Origin of the sequence: Anabaenopsis arnoldii (assembly GCF_028331025.1) — a bacterium.
Lineage (GTDB): Bacteria > Cyanobacteriota > Cyanobacteriia > Cyanobacteriales > Nostocaceae > Anabaenopsis > Anabaenopsis arnoldii.
In genome coordinates, this window is sequence record NZ_JAQMUH010000158.1 from 1 (window position 1) to 18,741 (window position 18,741).

The 18,741-nt window shown below is 41.8% G+C and carries 18 protein-coding genes; 11 read left to right on the forward strand and 7 right to left on the reverse strand.

Annotated elements, in window-relative coordinates; all coding sequences use genetic code 11:
- Positions 1-193: 193 nt before the first annotated feature.
- The gene (locus PN457_RS14195) at positions 194-1,213 is read left to right on the forward strand and encodes an LL-diaminopimelate aminotransferase (protein WP_271734023.1); all 1,020 of its coding nucleotides are present in this window, start codon (positions 194-196) and stop codon (positions 1,211-1,213) included.
- Between the two features lie 42 nt (positions 1,214-1,255).
- On the opposite strand, the gene PN457_RS14200 is transcribed toward PN457_RS14195, so the two are convergent.
- The gene (locus PN457_RS14200) at positions 1,256-1,594 is read right to left on the reverse strand and encodes a hypothetical protein (protein WP_271734024.1); all 339 of its coding nucleotides are present in this window, start codon (positions 1,592-1,594) and stop codon (positions 1,256-1,258) included.
- A gap of 270 nt (positions 1,595-1,864) precedes the next feature.
- On the opposite strand from PN457_RS14200, the gene clpS reads away from it, so the two are divergent.
- A complete protein-coding gene (gene clpS / locus PN457_RS14205; protein WP_200989791.1) occupies positions 1,865-2,146 on the forward strand; it encodes an ATP-dependent Clp protease adapter ClpS in 282 nt (93 codons plus the stop codon).
- Between the two features lie 32 nt (positions 2,147-2,178).
- Positions 2,179-3,000, forward strand: coding sequence for a CPBP family intramembrane glutamic endopeptidase (locus PN457_RS14210; protein ID WP_271734025.1), 822 nt, complete (start codon positions 2,179-2,181; stop codon positions 2,998-3,000).
- A gap of 7 nt (positions 3,001-3,007) precedes the next feature.
- Here the strand turns inward: PN457_RS14210 and PN457_RS14215 are convergent, their stop codons facing one another.
- From PN457_RS14215 to PN457_RS14225, 3 genes are all read right to left on the reverse strand, one after another.
- Positions 3,008-3,646 carry a pentapeptide repeat-containing protein gene (locus PN457_RS14215; RefSeq protein WP_271734026.1) on the reverse strand — a complete coding sequence of 213 codons (639 nt, stop codon included), beginning with the start codon at positions 3,644-3,646 and terminating at the stop codon, positions 3,008-3,010.
- A 36-nt stretch (positions 3,647-3,682) separates the two neighbouring features.
- Entirely contained in the window at positions 3,683-5,071 is a 1,389-nt protein-coding gene (locus PN457_RS14220) for a DICT sensory domain-containing protein (protein ID WP_271734027.1), read from the reverse strand.
- A 256-nt stretch (positions 5,072-5,327) separates the two neighbouring features.
- Positions 5,328-6,902: a photosystem II high light acclimation radical SAM protein gene (locus tag PN457_RS14225; protein WP_271734038.1), complete on the reverse strand. Its 1,575-nt coding sequence runs from the start codon at positions 6,900-6,902 to the stop codon at positions 5,328-5,330.
- Positions 6,903-7,389: 487 nt separating this feature from the next.
- On the opposite strand from PN457_RS14225, the gene PN457_RS14230 reads away from it, so the two are divergent.
- The 7 genes from PN457_RS14230 to PN457_RS14260 all read left to right on the forward strand — a co-directional run bounded on the left by PN457_RS14230 (position 7,390) and on the right by PN457_RS14260 (position 14,071).
- Entirely contained in the window at positions 7,390-7,767 is a 378-nt protein-coding gene (locus PN457_RS14230; protein WP_271734028.1) for a DUF1830 domain-containing protein, read from the forward strand.
- A 112-nt stretch (positions 7,768-7,879) separates the two neighbouring features.
- Entirely contained in the window at positions 7,880-8,341 is a 462-nt protein-coding gene (locus tag PN457_RS14235) for a DUF4079 domain-containing protein (RefSeq protein WP_271734029.1), read from the forward strand.
- Between the two features lie 262 nt (positions 8,342-8,603).
- Positions 8,604-9,356, forward strand: a complete 753-nt coding sequence (locus PN457_RS14240) for a response regulator transcription factor (RefSeq protein WP_271734030.1) — start codon at positions 8,604-8,606, stop codon at positions 9,354-9,356.
- A 118-nt stretch (positions 9,357-9,474) separates the two neighbouring features.
- Positions 9,475-10,836 carry a PAS domain-containing sensor histidine kinase gene (locus PN457_RS14245; RefSeq protein ID WP_271734031.1) on the forward strand — a complete coding sequence of 454 codons (1,362 nt, stop codon included), beginning with the start codon at positions 9,475-9,477 and terminating at the stop codon, positions 10,834-10,836.
- Positions 10,837-10,865: 29 nt separating this feature from the next.
- Positions 10,866-11,540: a phosphate signaling complex protein PhoU gene (gene phoU / locus PN457_RS14250; protein ID WP_271734032.1), complete on the forward strand. Its 675-nt coding sequence runs from the start codon at positions 10,866-10,868 to the stop codon at positions 11,538-11,540.
- Positions 11,541-11,730: 190 nt separating this feature from the next.
- Positions 11,731-12,372 (forward strand): Crp/Fnr family transcriptional regulator, encoded by a 642-nt coding sequence (locus PN457_RS14255; protein WP_271734033.1) that lies wholly within the window; start codon positions 11,731-11,733, stop codon positions 12,370-12,372.
- Between the two features lie 109 nt (positions 12,373-12,481).
- Positions 12,482-14,071 (forward strand): iron uptake porin, encoded by a 1,590-nt coding sequence (locus tag PN457_RS14260; protein ID WP_271734034.1) that lies wholly within the window; start codon positions 12,482-12,484, stop codon positions 14,069-14,071.
- A gap of 145 nt (positions 14,072-14,216) precedes the next feature.
- On the opposite strand, the gene PN457_RS14265 is transcribed toward PN457_RS14260, so the two are convergent.
- A complete protein-coding gene (locus PN457_RS14265) occupies positions 14,217-14,468 on the reverse strand; it encodes a hypothetical protein (protein WP_271734035.1) in 252 nt (83 codons plus the stop codon).
- 168 nt (positions 14,469-14,636) lie between these two features.
- On the opposite strand from PN457_RS14265, the gene PN457_RS14270 reads away from it, so the two are divergent.
- Positions 14,637-15,215, forward strand: a complete 579-nt coding sequence (locus PN457_RS14270; protein ID WP_271734039.1) for a DUF3318 domain-containing protein — start codon at positions 14,637-14,639, stop codon at positions 15,213-15,215.
- Here PN457_RS14270 and PN457_RS14275 read toward each other — a convergent pair.
- Together PN457_RS14275 and PN457_RS14280 are read right to left on the reverse strand one after the other, a co-directional pair.
- Positions 15,179-16,915, reverse strand: a complete 1,737-nt coding sequence (locus tag PN457_RS14275) for a glycosyltransferase family 39 protein (RefSeq protein WP_271734036.1) — start codon at positions 16,913-16,915, stop codon at positions 15,179-15,181. The two genes, PN457_RS14270 and PN457_RS14275, sit on opposite strands and share 37 nt — an antisense overlap.
- Before the next feature lie 64 nt (positions 16,916-16,979).
- Positions 16,980-18,461 carry an ArnT family glycosyltransferase gene (locus PN457_RS14280; protein WP_271734037.1) on the reverse strand — a complete coding sequence of 494 codons (1,482 nt, stop codon included), beginning with the start codon at positions 18,459-18,461 and terminating at the stop codon, positions 16,980-16,982.
- Positions 18,462-18,741 lie beyond the last annotated feature (280 nt).

The window sequence follows — 18,741 nt, forward strand, 5'->3', positions numbered from 1 at the left end:
ATAACCTGTGATTACGCCGGATTTGTACCAACGCCACGCAGTTCTATAACTTATCCCTACGCAGTTCTATAACTTATCCCTACCTTTTTTGCATAATCAGATAGTTTCATTCATTTAATGATCGTACATTCATAATAATATTATACTACAAATATACATAAATGACTATAAAATCATTAAATTATTGTAGACCATGCATCAAGCAATTGATGACCCCTCCACCCACAACTACCCCCCCTATCAGGGAACACAAGAATTTAGGGAGGCGGCGGTTAATTGGATGGAACGAAGGTTTGGGGTGACAGGGTTAAATCCACATACAGAAATTATCTCTTCGATTGGTTCCAAAGAAGCAATACATAACACCTTCTTAGCTTTTGTAGAGGCGGGAGACTATGCCCTGATACCGGATCCTGGTTATCCTGTGTATAAGACTGCCTCAATTTTTGCTGGTGGTGAACCATATAGTATGCCGTTGAAGGTAGAAAACAATTTTTTACCTGACCTAAATATAATTCCTGAAGAAATTGCCCGTAAGGCCAAATTATTGTGGATTAATTATCCCAATAATCCCACAGGAGCCATAGCCAGCCTGGAATTTTTGGGAGAATTGGTTGATTTTTGCAGGCAGTATAATATTTTGCTATGTCATGACCATGCTTACTCAGAAATGGCTTACGATGGCTATAAACCGCCGAGTGTCCTGCAAGTTCCGGGTGCGAAAGATGTCGCCATTGAATTTCACAGTCTGTCTAAATCCTATAATATGATGGGCTGGCGTATTGGTTTTGTGGTTGGGAATGCCACTGGTATTCAAGGACTGAGACAGGTAAAAAGTAATGTTGATTCTGGAGTATTTAAGGCAATTCAAAGAGCCGCGATCGCTGCCTTCTGCACTAGTGATGCAGAACTCTGGGCCTTAATGTCAGGTTACCAAAAGCGTCGTGACATTATTGTACAAGGATTACAGTCTTTAGGCTGGCCGATTGAACCTCCTGAAGCTACACTTTATATCTGGGTACCTGTACCTCTAGGATATTCTTCCCAAGAATTTGTATCTTTATTGCTTGACAGATGTGGCATTATGGTAGCTCCAGGAAATGGTTATGGTGTCATCGGCGAGGGCTTTTTCAGAATAGCCCTGACCATTCCCGATGAACGGATGTATGAAGCCATTCAACGCATGAGAGATGCTGGTATTCGTTACGCTTAATTTCGGGCGGCGAATAGGCATGAGGACGGTAAATTCCTTCCCCTAGTCCTCAATTCCTCGGTATATCTGCTGAATAAATTGATAATATTGCTGTTGAGCACCTGAGTCTAGTTGGCTTTTGGGTTCTTTAGCTAAAATCTGGCTCAAAAAGGTAATGACCTCCGTATCTAGGGCTGGTCGCACCAAATTAAGAGGACAAAGCAAATGTGAACCATCTCGCAGATCAGTAATAATTGGTGGTTCTGGTGCACAGTTAGCTAACAGCAGGGGACGTAACCAGCACAGCTGACGAGCAACCACGACTTGGATAACTTCTGCAAGTAGATTCTTTTCACTATGGTCTAAAGATACAATTTGTCCTGGTTGAAACTCTAGGCTCATATTCGTTAAGTTGACGAAGTGGCGGCTTATTTGATTGTAAAAGCGAGAATGGGCTATCTCAAACCAAGATATTGAACATACCTTAATTTCAGATTATCAGAAATTTCTGGGCAGAGTGGAAAGCGTTCAGCTTCAAAAAAAGGGTGGGAGGTTAATCTTTGAGGTTTGTATCGGGATGTTATAGCATAAGTAAATAAGTATTAAGTCAATGCTATCGACTGACTTAACATCTACTTTGTTGTCAATCATCGAAATTAAAAGCAAACAGCCGTGTCTGTAGAAACCATTGAGAAGCGTTCCACATCCCGCAAGCTTGCCCCTCGGTACCGGGTTTTGCTCCATAATGACGACTACAACTCCATGGAGTATGTAGTACAGACACTATTAACTACAGTACCGAGCTTGACCCAACCCCAAGCAGTAAGCATTATGATGGAAGCCCATACTAACGGTTTGGCTTTAGTCATTACGTGCGCTCAGGAACACGCGGAATTTTATTGCGAAACATTAAAAAGTCATGGTTTAAGTAGCACCATTGAACCGGACGAATAAGACAATATATTGCACTTATTCCTCAAAATCCCATGAAAATCAACCTAATTCGGTTAGCCCACAGTCCTGTTACCATCAGGCTGGGTTATTTTGTTGCAGCCTTATTAGTCCTATGGGGACCCTTCGCCATCCCGATTTACTTGTTAGTTAGTGATCCTAACTTAGTAAGTATATTGACAATCGTGCTGTTATATGCTCAATTTATTTTGCTGTTGCGGCTATGGGGTAAAAATGTCTATCACCAACCCCAGATATTCAGACAATATGGTGGGGAAATCACCCGGACTAATGCAGTGGATTTGCTGAATGGTTTAGCTACTGGTATAGTTGGCATTCTGGTAGTGTTTGGGCTACAAGGTTTTTTAGGTTGGCTGGTATGGCAACAACCGCAGGTTTTCTGGCCGAGAATAATTCTAGAGGGTTTAATTGTCTCTTTAGGTGTGGGGTTTGCGGAAGAGTTATTATTTCGAGGTTGGTTACTGGATGAACTAGAACGGGACTATAGCTTAGGTGTGGCAGTTTGGGTCAATGCTGTCACCTTTGCTGCATTGCACTTTATTAAACCGTGGGAGGCAATTATTCAAACATTACCTCAATTTCCAGCTTTGGTATTGCTGGGGTTAACGCAGGTATGGGCTAAACGCTGGCGTGGGGGAAGATTGGGTTTAGGGATTGGTTTACATGGTGGTTTAGTTTGGGGCTATTACATAATTAATGTGGGCAATTTAATTGAATATACTGGTCAAGTTCCTGATTGGGTGACGGGTGTAAATAATAATCCTCTACAAGGAGTGATGGGGGTGGTGTTCATGGGAATACTGGCGGTGTGGATGCGTTGGCGAGTCCTAGCTTAATACTTTTTTAACAACCTGTGGCGATGACTGTCCCCAGTAAGCAAGTCTGATCTAACTTGACCCCGGTCAAATTTGCCCCTTCCAACTCAGCACAGAGGAGATTGGCGCCGGTGAGGTTCGCCCCGGCTAAATTTGCGCCACGTAGGTCAGCTTCTTCTAAGTCGGCTCCACTTAATAAACTTCCTTGCAAATCAGCACGACTTAAGTCAGCACCTTTGAGATTAGCGCCGGTGAGGTTTGTACCCCGTAAGTCAGCACTGCGTAAGTCAACACCCTGTAGGTTGACATTCATTAAATTAGCACCACTCAAGAAAGCACCAGCCAGGGAGACATCAGCCAGTGTGGCCCCCATTAAGTTGGCTCCGCGTAAATTAGTACCACGCAAGTCGGCACTGGTTAAGTCGGCTTGCATTAAGTTCGCTCCCATGAGGTTCGCTCGCAGGTCAGTTTTTTGCAGGTTTGCGCCCATCAAGTTGGCTCCCTGGAAATGTCCGCCTTCAAGTTTGGAACCGATGAAATTAGTACCGACTAAGTTAGCGCCTGCGAGATTGATCCTGCTCAGGTCAAGTTGGGAGAGTTCCTCATCTTCTAAGTTAGCTCCTGGAACTTGTTTGAGTTTTCCTGATTTAATGGCTTCAATATTCATGGGGATGACTGGTAATTAGGAAGCTCAGAGGTTTTATCAGTGAGGTTGTACTGTACTGGTTTGTTGATACTTATCCCATTGGGAGTCAAGGAGCCATAGGCCGGTGCTGACTTTCAGTGATATCACGGGTAAGTCTAGACCCTGCTGTAAACCCATAACTAATAAAGCTAGAGCATCTACAAGTTTAGGGTCAAAGCGGGTTGATTGTTGTTGTCTGCATGCCTCTAAGGCTTGGGTAAATATTTCTTGGGGAGTGTTTGGGGATGATTTGATGTTGTTGACGCGGCACTGGAAATCGGAGACTAGGGCTAAAATTCTCGATTCTAAGGGAATTTCATCTCCGGCTAAATTTGCTGGTTCCCCTGTACCGTTCCACCATTCGCTTTGGTGGGTGATAATTTGGGCAATGGCCTGGAGTCTGGGCATGGTTCGCAATACCTGGGCTCCTGGTACTAGGGGACAAGTTAAGGGACAATGGGGCGCTTGTTCTTGGTAGCGGGTAGATGTACCGGGAGTGAGAAGGCTTTCCGCTTTTTGTAGTGGGTCTATACGGTGTAAAAAACCTGCTAGTCGCAATCGTTTAATCTGCCATGCGGGTAGTTCTAAAAGCTGCCCCATGATCTCGGCAAGTGCTACCACTTCGGCGCAGGCCATGGGATTTTGGACATCTGCCATATCGATTAATTGCGCCATCCGTAAAAATGCCTGGATTTCATTAGAAACTAGGTTACGTTCTAAGGCCTGTTGACTGGGAGCAGTGCTCAGTGGTTGTGGGTTCTGTCCTGTCTCGAGATAATCTACTACGCGGGAGACAACTGCACTTAAATGTTTTGGCGTAACTGGACTATAATGTATATTTTTTTGACGGTTGATTAGTTTTTCTGCTAGTTCTGGATTGTATTCTTGAATGTGGGCGATCGCCAAGTTGGCTGTTTCTTGCACTAACTCTGGTTCAAATGTCCATAATCCATAGAATTTGCGCTCTCTATCAGAACATGGTCTACCATCTGCCCCATAATCAGACTCTGATAGCTCTTGACAAAGTACCATGGCTGTGTATTCTGCGGACAGGATAATTAAGTGCCACTCCTGGGCTACTGGGTCAAGTGGATTTAATGGCACTAGATCGACATTACTAAGTTGGCTAGTGGGATGTTCTACAAAGCCTGTATCCGGTGTCGCCATAATCACAATTTGCCGGCTACACTGAGCCATATCTGCGTATCTTTCGGCTTCTTGGAGATACCATTTACCTTGTTGAAAGGCTGTAATAACTAAAGGTGAACTATCTTCACTTAAGATGTGGTCTTCTAAAGCATGGCACAGAGAAACTAAAGTATTTTTGTAGTAGACCCCAAGTGCAAGGGGTCTAGTAGTATTGCGGTGTGCTTTTTCCAGCTTTTGTAGTATTGAACCTTCTAACATAGGCTGTCATAATTGGTAAGTAATTCTGAATTTTGATCTGAATTTTGAATTGGGCGTTGCTGAATTAAACTATGAATTTACAGCAGATTGCAGCTTGATGGGTAATATATAATAAATCTTAAAACTCTTGTAGGGTAGACATCCTGCCCGCTGAGGAAATCATCTAAATACAAGTTACCATATTAGAAGGGTTCTATAGAACCCCCCTAGGGACGTTGTGATATTGTGACTACGGCGGCGAGAGGATGTCAAATATCTATGATACACTTAGAGGCTGTTTTTCTTTCTTGTCTATAGGTGCAGAAAGTGCTTCTTCCAAATTGGCACAACCCAATTTTTCCTCTAGGATGTTCATAACTTCGCGCCCGAAGTCATTAGGGTTTTGTTTCCAAGCTTGTAAGCAGACTTCCCCAAAGAAAGAACCAAGGGGTTCAGGATTCCAGAGGAGTTTTTTAGCTGTCCATGGCATCAAGCTCATGGGGTTATATCCTGGTTTAAGGATACCTTCTTTTAAGGCATATTCTTCTAAATGGGTATGGGGTTGGAGTCCAATAAAAAAGATAGCTGGTTCAACTTTATCAGCGCCAAAAATTCGTTCTAGTTCCCGGTGGTAGGCGATGGTTTGGCGGATGGTTTCGGGACGTTCGTCAATGACGTTAAAGGAATAGTTGACGGAAACTAATTCGTTAAAGCCAGCTGCTTTTAAGTCGCGACAGTTTTGTAAGACGGTGCGTAAATTGTAACCCATACGCATTTTGCGAACTAGTTCCTGAGAACCACTGGTAATCCCAATTTCAAAGTAGTTCATCCCGGTTTTGACCATTAAGTCACACAACTGGGGTGTTAAGTTGTCGGCTCTGATGTATGCTGCCCAGTGGATATCTGTCATACCAGAATCGACAATTTTCTGTAATAGTTCTACAGCATCATCAATAAATTTACGTGCCGGGATAAATTGAGCATCAGTAAACCAGAAGTTGCGAATACCGCGATTATATAATTGGCGAATCTCGGTAACTACTTCTGCTGCTGGGTTGATGCGGACTTGTTTACCTTCTACGACGGTGTAAACGCAGTAACAACAATTGTGGGGACAACCGCGCTTGGTTTGTACGCCAATATAAAAGTCTTGTTCTTGCAGGTAATAGTTAAATTCTGGCCAGATACTTTCTATATAGTCGTAGTTACAGGCGGTTTTTTCTAAGGGGGTGGGTTGTTCATGAATTAGGCGTGGTCGTGGTTGAGTTTCTCCCACTACATAGCAACGTTCATCTTGAATTTCTCTACCACTTAAAAGTTTTGCGATGAGTGTTTCACCTTCACCTACGGAAATAATTGTCCCTGGCGGTAAGGTTTTACCCAATTGTTCGTAAAATACACTGACTGCACCACCGCCGACAATGGCACGAGCATCAGGGTGATATTTTTGGGCGCGTGTTAAACCACGTTTGATTAATCCTTGGTTGCGCCACAACTCCACATAGTAAGCGATAAAGATTCGCAAACCGCCTAAAGCTCCACGTAATTTGATCAGGGGATTCTGAGCATAATAAAACTCAAAGGCGTTTTGTAGTGGGTTACCCCCACGTCCACCCACTGGAGCATAAATTTGAATATCACGCCAAGAAAATACTAGGAGTGTGGGTTTAAATTCATCGATACAGGTATCTAGGCTGGATGCGTAATCTAAAGGTGGTACTGTTCCCAAATCAAAGATCCGTTGTTCAATGTTGGGGAATAGTTTGTGAATGTGATCTGAAAGATATACTACCCCAATGGGAAATATGGGGTTACAGGGAAGGCGAACGTAGAGGATGCGATTTTCCATCATGGGTTTTTGGGCTTTCACCTTGCAGTTGTTTATGAAAACGATAGACAGATATGCAGTTGAAAACTGTTTGTTTATTTTAGTTGGCTTTGTAGTTGACAATTGCTACTGCGATGAACAGTGCGGACAATTGTGGGAATAGTTGGATTTGCTCGGAGTCAAAGGACATAAATACATGAATATATTTGATGAGCAAGATTGTTATATATCTTTACCATAACATTGAGTTTGGCTATTCAGGGAGCAAACCGCCCTGTGGGAGTCAGAATCAGTGATCCGAGTCCAGTAAAATTTAAAATCACTCTGGGGGAGTATATTTTTTTTACTAAAGTTATGATAGTTGATTAAGGTTTCATAACTTGAACATATATTTAGATAGAAATAGCGTAGAAAATTTCGGTTGGTAGTCGGAGTTACAGCATCTTGGGATCAGGCAATGTTAGTTTAAATAGTGTAATGTAAAATTGTAGCGTAAAGCTCCTCCGCAGTTATGCCTCAAATATTAGATCCTCTACCACCTGAGCAATCTGAGCATATCCTTTGTTGCTACGTTAATGCTACAAACAAAATCCAGGTGGCTCGCATCTGCAATATTTCTAATTGGTACTTTGAAAGAGTTGTTTTTCCAGGACAGCGCCTTGTGTTTGAAGCTCCATTAGAAGCTCAAATGGAAATTCATACGGGAATGATGGCCAGTGCAATTTTATCTGATACAATTGCGTGCGATCGCTTGGCTATGAGTGAGCCTACTAGTAATGAGTTTCATACAGACTCAATAGATATGGACACCATGAAGACACAACCAACGGTGCAGTCAATTAATAACCAACTTGAAAATACAACAAAACCTTTAACAATTGCTGGCTGAGTCTGGATTAAAAAAACAATTTTATCCAATTTCGGGGTTGCCAAATTCAGCAACCTTTTTGATTGACTCTCCGGGTCCCCATCTGGCTCCATTTCCATTTACAATCAATGTCATGAATTTACCTTCTTTTATTTGGTTGTGGAAAATAGCCGCTTGGTCGATGGGGTTATCGCTGGTAGGGTATCTGCTCCTAGCAGTTACGGGTATTTGGATGTTTCGGGAAAGAACTTTGGCGCATTTCCCCAGGTTCCGCTGGTTCCTGGGGGGACGTAGAGAAGTGCGATCGCTGCATTATACAATTGGTATCACTATGGTTAGTCTAGTGTTACTACTGCTAGCCATTGGCATTATTGGCACTATAGGACACTTTGGCTCATTGGGACACTCATCACACTTGATGGCTGGGTTAATAGTAGTAATATTAGTTTTGCTGTCTGCTTGGAGCGCCACACAAATTAACACTAGGCGTTCTTGGGCTAGACCTTTACATATTGGTGTGAATATTATTCTCTTTGGTGGTTTTATTTGGGTGTCCTTGACCGGTTGGATTGTAGTACAAAAGTATCTACCTTAGAGGCAGTGAGAGAGGCATGATTATATTTTCAAGGTTTATTGTTTTGTTTGGTGGATTGTCAATAAATCATCATAATTAAGAAAATAATTTCATCAAGTCAATTGCTAAAAATACTGATGGTAGCTTGCAATTACAGTTATTGATGATGTATTGTGATTTGTATTACTTTTTGCAAAAAAAATTACTGCTGTAGAGAAATCAAACCACGGTGGTTAATTGCAAAATGTTAATTCATACAAAAAAATAGATTTTCCTGCTATCAATGTATACCAGTGAATCCATCCAGTCTTCTACCAGAGGCAAAATTGGCTCAACCAGCCGTATTTTAGTAGTAGAAGATGAGGAGTTAATCCAAGAGATGCTAGCTTTAGCCTTGGAAGAAGAAGGTTTTAGCGTCATAAGTGCTGCGGATGGGCAATCAGCTGTAGAGTATTTCCAAAGTTGTGAAGCCAAGTCAGGGGAACCCGCTTTTGACTTAATAATTCTTGATGTCATGCTTCCTTATGTTAATGGTCTAGATATATGTCGGTTGCTGCGTCATCAAGGAAACCCAGTACCAATCTTGATTCTCAGTGCTAAAGGTAGCGAAACTGACCGGGTTTTGGGCTTAGAAGTAGGAGCGGATGATTACCTGACTAAACCCTTTAGTATGAGGGAATTAGTGGCTCGCTGTCGGGCTTTACTCCGTCGCCAACGCTTAATTACCTCGCCACAAATACAAGTATTAACACACAAGACTGTGAGTTTAAATCCCCAAGAATGTCGTGTGCTTGTCCGTGGTCAAGAGGTGAATTTATCTCCTAAAGAGTTTCGCTTGCTGGAACTGTTTATGAATTATCCTCGCCGTGTCTGGTCTCGTGAGCAATTGCTAGATCAGATTTGGGGTCCTGAATTTGTGGGTGACAGTAAAACTGTGGATGTTCATATCCGCTGGTTGCGGGAAAAACTAGAAGATGACCCTAGTCATCCAGAATACATTGTGACTGTCAGAGGCTTTGGCTACCGTTTTGGTTGAAAACTCCTACCGAAGATGCAAGTACTTGTTAATTTAGGGTTTTGAGCATTTTTCTGATATCTGTGGAGATAGTTGTTAGTTTTTATTAATGATCAAGTAACTAACAACTTATAGTCTCATGCTCTTATTGGGATTTTTTCTGGGTTTAGCGGTAGGTACTGGGTTGTGGATTTGGCAACAGGTTCAACTAAAACGCTACTTAAGGGGACTAATAGAACCCTCAAGCTCTGCTCATTCTCAGGTGGTGCTGGGACTAATACCTCCTTTGCATCGCAAAATAACCACCATCAAGCAGCAGCAGCAAAATTTGCAGCAGTCCCTAAAAACCTACCAAGACTTGCTGGATTTTGCTCCCATAGGATATTTGCAGGTAGATGAAGAAAATCAATTGCTGTGGTGCAATCAGCAAGCGCGACAAATATTATATCTACAAACATGGCAACCTGGACAGGTGCGGCTGTTACTAGAGTTGGTGCGGTCTTATGAACTTGACCATTTAGTGGAAAAAACTCGCGATCGCCAAGCATTACAGGTAAAAGAGTGGATATTTCACCCCTCTTCTGATTGCGCTTTTCGCGGTACTAGCGGTACTAAAAGTAATGGGGTATCAGGGGTATCGAGGATAAAACCCCTGGCGTTGCGCGCTTCCAGTTTACCACTACCCAATGGACAGGTGGGGGTATTTCTGGAAAATCGCCAACCTGTACTAGATATGAATCAGGAACGCGATCGCTCTTTTTCTGACCTAGCTCACGAACTCAGAACCCCCTTGACTTCCATTCGTTTGGTGGTGGAAACTTTACAAAACCGCTTAGACCCTCCCTTGAATCGTTGGGTTGATCGGCTAATGCAAGAGGTAGATCGGCTGATTAACTTAGTGCAAAGCTGGTTAGAACTGACTCAAATGGAAGCCAACCCCGCTATGCAATTGCATTTGGAAGTTGTGGAATTGCGATCGCTGATCATATCTGTGTGGGAAAGCTTAGAACCATTAACCCAAAAGCAACACCTGTCTATATCCTACTGCGGCCCAGAAAATCTGTGGATCAAAGCCGACCCTGGGCGTATTTATCAGGTTTTTCTCAACTTGCTGGACAACAGCATTAAATATAGTCTTCCTGGTAGCACTATTCAAATTCAAGCCCAAATCCTATCAATACCAGACACTGACAGTCGCCTAGTTCCTATTTTGGAAATAAATCTCATTGATTCCGGACTGGGTTTTTCCGAAGCAGATTTACCACATATATTTGAGCGATTTTACCGGGGAGATAAAGCTCGGACTCATTCCTCACTACCAGAAAATAATTCTCTGGGTGCAATTGTGGGTAATGGTTTAGGTTTAGCTATTGTGCGACAAATTATTGTCGCCCATGGCGGTTCTATTAAAGCGATGAATCATCCAGAAACCGGTGGAGCTTGGTTAAAACTTCAACTTCCTGAAGTTATGGCAAACTACCCAAGCCAAGACTATAGTTAAGAATATCTTCACTTTTGAGATTAATCAGTGTGCAAGCTGCCTTGTATGATCGCAACTCTCAACCGCAAAATCCCCAATTAGCACGTGCCATCAGGCGCTTGGAACGGGATATATTACGCATGGGAGCTTTGGTAGAACAATCCTTCCGCCTCAGCCACCAAGCCCTATTTTCCCGAGATTTAACAGCATCTCGGGAACTCCCCCGATTAGATAAAAAAATTGATCGCTTTTATAGACAAATAGAATCAGATTGTACGACAATTATCACACTCCAAGCACCTACAGATCAAAACTTACGCTGTTTAAGTGCCTTTATGCAGTTAGTGCGAGACTTAGAACGTATTGGGGATTATGCCGAGGATTTAGCTAACATTGCCGTAAAAATTTTTCCTTACCCACCACATAGCTCTTTGCCAGAGATTGAGGAGATGTCTCACCACGCACAAGCCATGCTAGCAAGTAGCTTAAAAGCCTTAGCTGATTTGGATGAAGTTGGGGGACGAGATTTAAAGCGCTTAGATGATACTGTAGATCATGCTTATGATCGAGTTTATCAAACTTTAGCCCAGCAAAGAGATGTACCGGGGGTAGTGGAGCCGATTGTACTCCTGGCGCTGGCAATTCGTTGTTTAGAACGGATGGCAGACCATGCTACTAACATTGGTCGCCGGGTAGCATACATTGTTACGGGACAAAGTTGTTAGGGGGTGATTGTTCCCTTCCACTGCGCTTACGGAAACATATTGATTTGGGTGGTTGAGCGAAGTCGAAACCACGATACCCACAATACCCTTAACTTTTGTTAAGTAACATACAATTTACCAAAATATTACCTTTTCTTAAACTTACTTAATTAGGCTAACTCTAGTTGCCCCAATATTAAGTACTTACATCATGTATCCCACCAGTCTGACCCCAAAGTTATCTGATGTATCTCATGACTCTATCCCCGGTGGAAAATTACCACAAAGATTATTTACTCGCCGCGAATTAATTCCCCCTGACAAGGATGTTCTGTGGCGTATTGATCGCGGCGCAGTTCGTACCTTAACCTGGAACGAAGATGGCATATTTATTGCTCTGGGTTATTGGGGAACTGGTGATCTGGTGGGACATTCTTTAACTAAAATCCAACCCTACCAAATTGAATGTTTGACAAGCGTAGAAGTTAGTATTGTACCCCCGGAGCTTTGGCACCAGTATACTGGTGCTTTCCTATCACACATTCAAGATTCAGAGGAAATATTAAGTATTGTACATCTCAAACCGATGTCCTTACGTTTGGGAAGGTTCCTACTGTGGTTAAGTCAAAAATTTGGGCGCGATGTAGAACAGGGGAGATTAATTGACCTAAATATTACCCACCAGGAAATATCAGAAGTCTTAAATACTACTCGTGTGACTATAACCCGGACTCTACAGGAATTTGAGGAACAAGAACTACTCCTACGCTACAAGCGGCGAATTATTCTTCTATCACAAAATAATCAGATAAAAAATAGAGTATCAAAAAAAATGATCATGGGCTTGTGTTAATTATAAAAATTTTGGTATATTCAAAACTGAAGCTATGAAAAGATCAGCAGAAAAAGCCTAAAGCTTTGCTGTTATCTCAACTTATTTGGTGTGAGTGAAACTTAAGAACATGACAAAACTACTTTGGAACGCCCTCAAAGTTAGCCCAGCAATTGCGGCTCTATTCTTTGCTAATACAGCCCTGGCTGGTGAACTAAATCAAAAAACAACCGTTGCTCAATTGTCCCAAGAGGCTAACAGCATCGGTCAGGTAACATCTGTTTCTCAATTTTCTGATGTCCGCCCCACAGACTGGGCATACCGCGCATTACAATCTTTAGTAGAGCGCTACGGTTGTATCTCCGGTTTTCCCGACAATACTTTCCGCGGTAACCGCACCTTAACTCGTTTTGAATTTGCAGCGGCTTTAAACGCTTGTTTAGACAGAGTTAACGAACTAATCGCCACTGCAACCGCTGATGTCATTACAAGACAAGATTTAGCTTCATTACAGCGGTTACAAGAAGAATTTTCTGCTGAATTGGCAACCCTGCGCGGTCGTGTAGATGCTCTGGAAGCTCGCACTGCTGAGTTAGAAGCTAATCAGTTTTCTACCACCACCAAGTTATCTGGGGAAGCTATTTTTGGCTTGTATCAGGCTTTTGGTGAGAAGCAAGCGGATAGGGACACAAACCCTGATAACAATCCCGATCTACAAAGCAATACCGCTTTTGCTAACAGAGTACGCTTAACTCTCAATACTAGCTTTACTGGTAAGGATAGGTTGCAAACTCGGTTGAATTACGGGAACTTTGTAAGACCCACCACAGGGACTAACATGACCCGTCTTGGTTTTGAGGCTAGTGATGATCTTAACATCGATAAAGTTAACTACACCTTCAACCTGAGTGACTCCGTACGAGTCAAAATCGATGCGGTGGGTGCTGACTTAGATGATAACGTCCCTAACTTCCATCCTGACTTTGCTAGTTCTGGTGGCGGTGCTATTTCTCGTTACGGTCGTTTCAGCCCCATTTACCGCACAGGTGGTGGTAGTGCTTTAACTGTCAACTTGAATCCCAGTGGTCCTTTAACTTTAAGCGCCGCTTATGTAGCATCCAATGCTAACAACCCTAACGAGAAAAATGGTATTTTCGATGGTGGTAGTACAATCTTCGGTCAAGTGGCTTTCAGACCCAGCAATGCTTTAAATGTTGGTTTTAGCTACGCACGTGCTTATCAAAATAGTGAGTCTGGTGTAAACCTTTTTGGTAGTACAGGAAGTAGGATAGCTAACAACCCATTTGGTGATGTTGCAACTTCTGCTGACCACTATGGTTTCCAAGCTAGTTTAAAACCTAGCTCGTCACTGACCCTAGGCGGTTGGGCTGGTTTCAGCAATGCTAAATCTGAAGTTAGCAATGCTGACGCGGATATGTTCTACTGGACTAGCAGTTTAGCTGTTAAAGACTTTGGTAGAGAAGGTAACGTATTGGGTCTGATCTTTGGTCAACCCCCCAAGATTACAGGTGGTTCTTCAGCAACAGGTACTTCTCTAGAGGAGTCCGACACCTCCTATCATTTAGAAGGTCTCTACAAAATGCGCTTCAGCGACAACATTACCGTCACTCCCGGCGTATTGGTTATTCTCAACCCTGAAAACAACGATAATAACGAAACTATCTATGTAGGTACACTGCGTACCACCTTCAGATTCTAAAGCTGTTGTGAGCAGTTAATTAAAAAGCCCGCCTTGGTGCGGGTTTTTTGGTTTTCGCTTATACTGCGCATTTTATCTGGGTGAGGTAGACAAGGGAGGGCACCGATGCCCACCCCACAAGATTTATGATATTAAGATGTGTACTTTATTTACTTGAATAGTGCTGTATATCCGCAGGAGGTCGATCGCTACTCCAACCCCACCACACATAACTACACTGACAATGGTAAAATTCTTGCCATTTGCGACGGTGGTCTGGTGTGATGACAGGCGATCGCCTATTAATCCAAACTTTTACCGCTTCGAGGCTACTAGCGTGACAACTAGGACAGCAGAACTGGTGAGCATGAACCGCTTGATTTGTCCATTCAGGGGCGATGGGAGCAAAAGCATCCATTTAATTGGTAGTTGGTAATTCAGAAGGTTAAGCTGGTTAACTATTCTTTAAGTACAACAGTCATAATCATAGAATACACTAATATCACCTCAGTCACCTAATAGAGTATTTTGGTAACCAGAGCAGAGACTGTGAACAACTGTAATTATGTCATCAACAATTATTGTTATGGAGTCAAAGGCTGAGATTCGCCGGTTACTAAATGTCATACCTGCTTCTAGTCGGATGACAGTAAAAATTGTCAGCAAGCCCAAGCAGCCCAAGGTAATTGATGCTACTTTTCCTCTACCTTGGACACGGGAGCGAGTCATATCTATCAATTTTAATTTCTGGTCTTCCTTACCGGAACCCCAACGGGATTTATTAATATTGCAGAAGGTAAGCTGGTTAACACAGGTGAAGTGGTTTCAACCCCAGATTTATCAAGGTGTGGCGATCGCTGGTTTGGTAGCGGGAGTGATGGAGTCAGCACAGGGGGATGTTCTGGGTGTGGGAGTTGCTACGGGATTAAGCGCCATGGCGCTGCTGCGGATTTGGCGGGGTAACAAATCTTCGGAATTAGACTTAAACGCCGATTTAGCAGCTATAGCGATCGCTCAACGTCGGGGTTACTCAGAAACTCAAGCAGCGGAGCATTTATTATCTGCCATTGAGGCGATCGCTGGTATGCAAAAAAATGGTAGTTTAGATTTTAATGAGTTAATTCGTTGTCAAAATTTACGGGCGATCGGTAATTTATCACAGTGATAGACCTGATATTCATATCCGGTCACTCCCGGTAAGTTCTGAAAATCAAGTGAACATTGTTGTTGTACTGTCTCCCCTATAGGAGCATGAAAATTAACTAACCATAAATCAAAGGGGCGGGGTAATTGTTTAACAGTTGTGCCTAAGGCTATAGTAGAGGTATTAGGGTCCTGGTCTTGATGGGCTAGGATAAATTGGGTATTAGTCTGTGAACCTGAGAATTTTAATTCCCTGGCTATACTGATCATCTCTCCGGTTTGTACTAAAGTTTTATGGGTTGTGGCTATCAACACTGGTTGTGAAGAATTTTCTTCAATCACGGGAACCAATAAATCAGGGCGGTAATATTTGCGATAACCCAGATTAAAGGTAACTGTAATGGCGCTAAGTAATCCCATCACCCAAATCAGGATGACAGCTTGTTTACCGGTGATACCCCATTGACCAATGTTGGGATTTTGATAACAACTTGCTAGAGTCGCACCCAGGAGGATCATCACAGCGGGAAAGTAAACAAAACTATAACGAGCGCCCCGTGTGATATCTATACCCAGGAAGTAAGTAAAGCAGAAAAATAAAGCGATCGCTCCTAATATCACCCCAGCAAACACCTGAGTGATGAAACTAGTTTCAGGGTTTTGTAGTTGTACTTTAAGACCAGCAATTAAAATAGGTATTGCCCAAATAAAGAAAATTAACATTACCAACCCGGAGAGAATGATCACCGTTAACTGTGGTGCTTCCACCGGGAGGAGGGAAATCATGGTAATCCAGGTGGCTAAAGCTTGGAAAATAGGGCTAATCCAACTTAGTCCCACCCGTTCACCTTGAATCCACTCTGTTAAAGCACCAATATGACGATTTTGCAACCAGGTAGGTAACCAAACTAACCCAGCTACAGCAGTACCAGCTGCAATCAAATATAGTCGCCGCCAACTGGGAGAGAATAACACCCAATTTTTTGCCTGTGTTTGTTGTTTCCCCGCTACAAAAATCAACACTAAAGCAATGGCGCTCAGAGTGAGAACAAAAAAGTAATGAGTAGCAATACCCAAGGCGTTAATACTTACCCAAGCAACAATTAACCACATGGGTAATAAGGTTTGGTTTTGCAAGTGATTGATAGCAATCACTAAGCAAGCTAAGGAACCCATCACCCAGAGGATAGCCAAACTATAATGACGTGCTTCCTGTGCTAAATAAATACCGTATGGTGAAACTGCGATCATGGCCGCCGATAATTGTCCCACTAATGCAGAACGAAAAGCTAACTTACCCAAAACATAAGCACAGGGAATAGAAACTGCACCCAGTAAAGCGGGAAATGAGCGCGCAGCAAACAATGATACTATACCTTCTTGATGGGGAAATAGTTTCATCCACAGATGAACCATTACAAAATATATAGGTGGATGGCTATCTTCTGTGAGGAGATGATGAATTACATCCCCCACACCAGCGGCGGGATTTATTTGTAATGGCTGTAATAATATATCAGAGGCGATCGCTTGATCTAAGGGTATTGGTAAAAAACTATTTCCCAAGCTAAACACCAAAGTAGCAATTTCATCAATCCAAGGTGGTTTAGCTGTTAAGTTGGTGAACCGTAAAGCCACACCTATTATGAACCATATCAGCAACAGTAAAGGATGAAACCAGGGAGCGGAAACGGTAGAGCGCCAATTTTTATTGAAATACATATACTTGTAGAATTTTGGCTGGCTGAAATTAAAAAAATGATGTACTAATATCTACTGAATTTATCTATTGTTTGACCTCGGATATTTTACGATAAATTTGTGTGGTTTCCATGTTCCTTAAGAGGGTATAATCTGTTTTGAGTGTTTTTTCCAGTAAGGCGATCGCTTCTGGATGACTTTGTAAATACCAAACATTTTCCTTTTTGACAATAAACTCAGGTTTTTGTGCCAACACTTCCAGTAATGCTTGATTAGTATTAGCAGTTGGACCTTGGAGAACACGTAGTAAATATTCTTTGGATATATTTGATGGATGGGTGACTATTTTTGTAGGCGGTTTCAGGTTCAGGAGCCAATAAACCAGATGATGATCCATCATATATGCTGTAATATCACTTCCTCCCTGTTCAGCTAAATATTTAGCTAAATCATATTCTTTACCGTATAAGATTGATTGTTGTGTCACCAGACGCACCCCTATAGTTTTGTATTCATTCAAACTGGGTGTAACCGTGAGCATCAAGGTGACTATGAGTATGAAATAACCTGCTTTTAAGTTTAAATCCAAGATTTTCATCAACCAAGATGCTAATACCAGAGCAAAAAAAGGAGCCAGTTGAATCATATAATGACTATGTGCCGCACCACTATTTAAAATCGACCATTCAGTACCAAAAAAGTATATCAATAAGTATATAAATTTATTTCGTTGCTGTGAATATTTTTTCTGTTGTTTAATAATTAAAATAATCTGATAACAACCTATTAAAAATATAATCCCCCAAATATCATAAATTTGCTTAAATATAATTTGCCAGAATGGTATTTGAGAATGTGAGTAAGCTAAGGAAGCATCAATTACCGCAGCCTTAAATAGGGCAAAATTGTTGGTCGCTATGTATGGTAAAAACAAAACTATGAATGGAATTAAACAACCAATTCCATAGGCAAATATGGATAATAAACATTTATAATGTAAATTAAAATTATTAATGCTTCTAGCTGCAATATATAAACCTAAAATTAATGCTACATAAGCTAAATTTAGGCGAATCATACAAGCGGTTCCCATCAGCAAACCAACAATGAAAAATTTTAGATTACTTAATTTAAGCTCTTTCAAGAGCAGGGCTAATGAACCGAGTAAAGGTACAATAGCTATATGCTCGGTCATCGTAGATTTACCATCCATCAACGGACCAGTTAAAATAACAAAGATAATAGCAGCTAATAAACTCAATTTTCGTCCCCACACACAGCGACAAATATAGTAAGTCAGAATGGCTGATATGATTACGCATATTGTCCCAAATAGGCGAATAGATATTATAGATTTACCAAAAGCTAAAATAGGTAAAGCATAGCTAAAGAATGCAAGTGGTGGCTTTAAATCCCATATTTCTACATATGGTAAGTTACCATTTAAAATGGACTGACCCATTAAAATAAATGTACTTTCATCCCAATTGAATGTAGAACGGAAGAAAAATGGTAAGCGGAAGAACAGAGTAAATAGAGTTATAATACACAGATGCCAATATCTCATGATGGGTATTTTATGATTTATCCAAGTCGTAAAAGGGTTAATTCTGTAGGCAGATATTTACTGATTTAACCATAGTTCCTCTCTTCAATAACTCGGATATGGTCACAAATTTATATCCCTGGGGAGTGTAAGTACTCAAAATTCTGGCTCTACCGTACTTGTTATGCTAATTTAACAACTGGTTCGAGGGAACAGGGAACAGGGAACAGGGAACAGAGATTAAGAAGGAATATTCAGGCATTTTCTTCAATAACCAACATTATTTCCCTTATACGGTAAG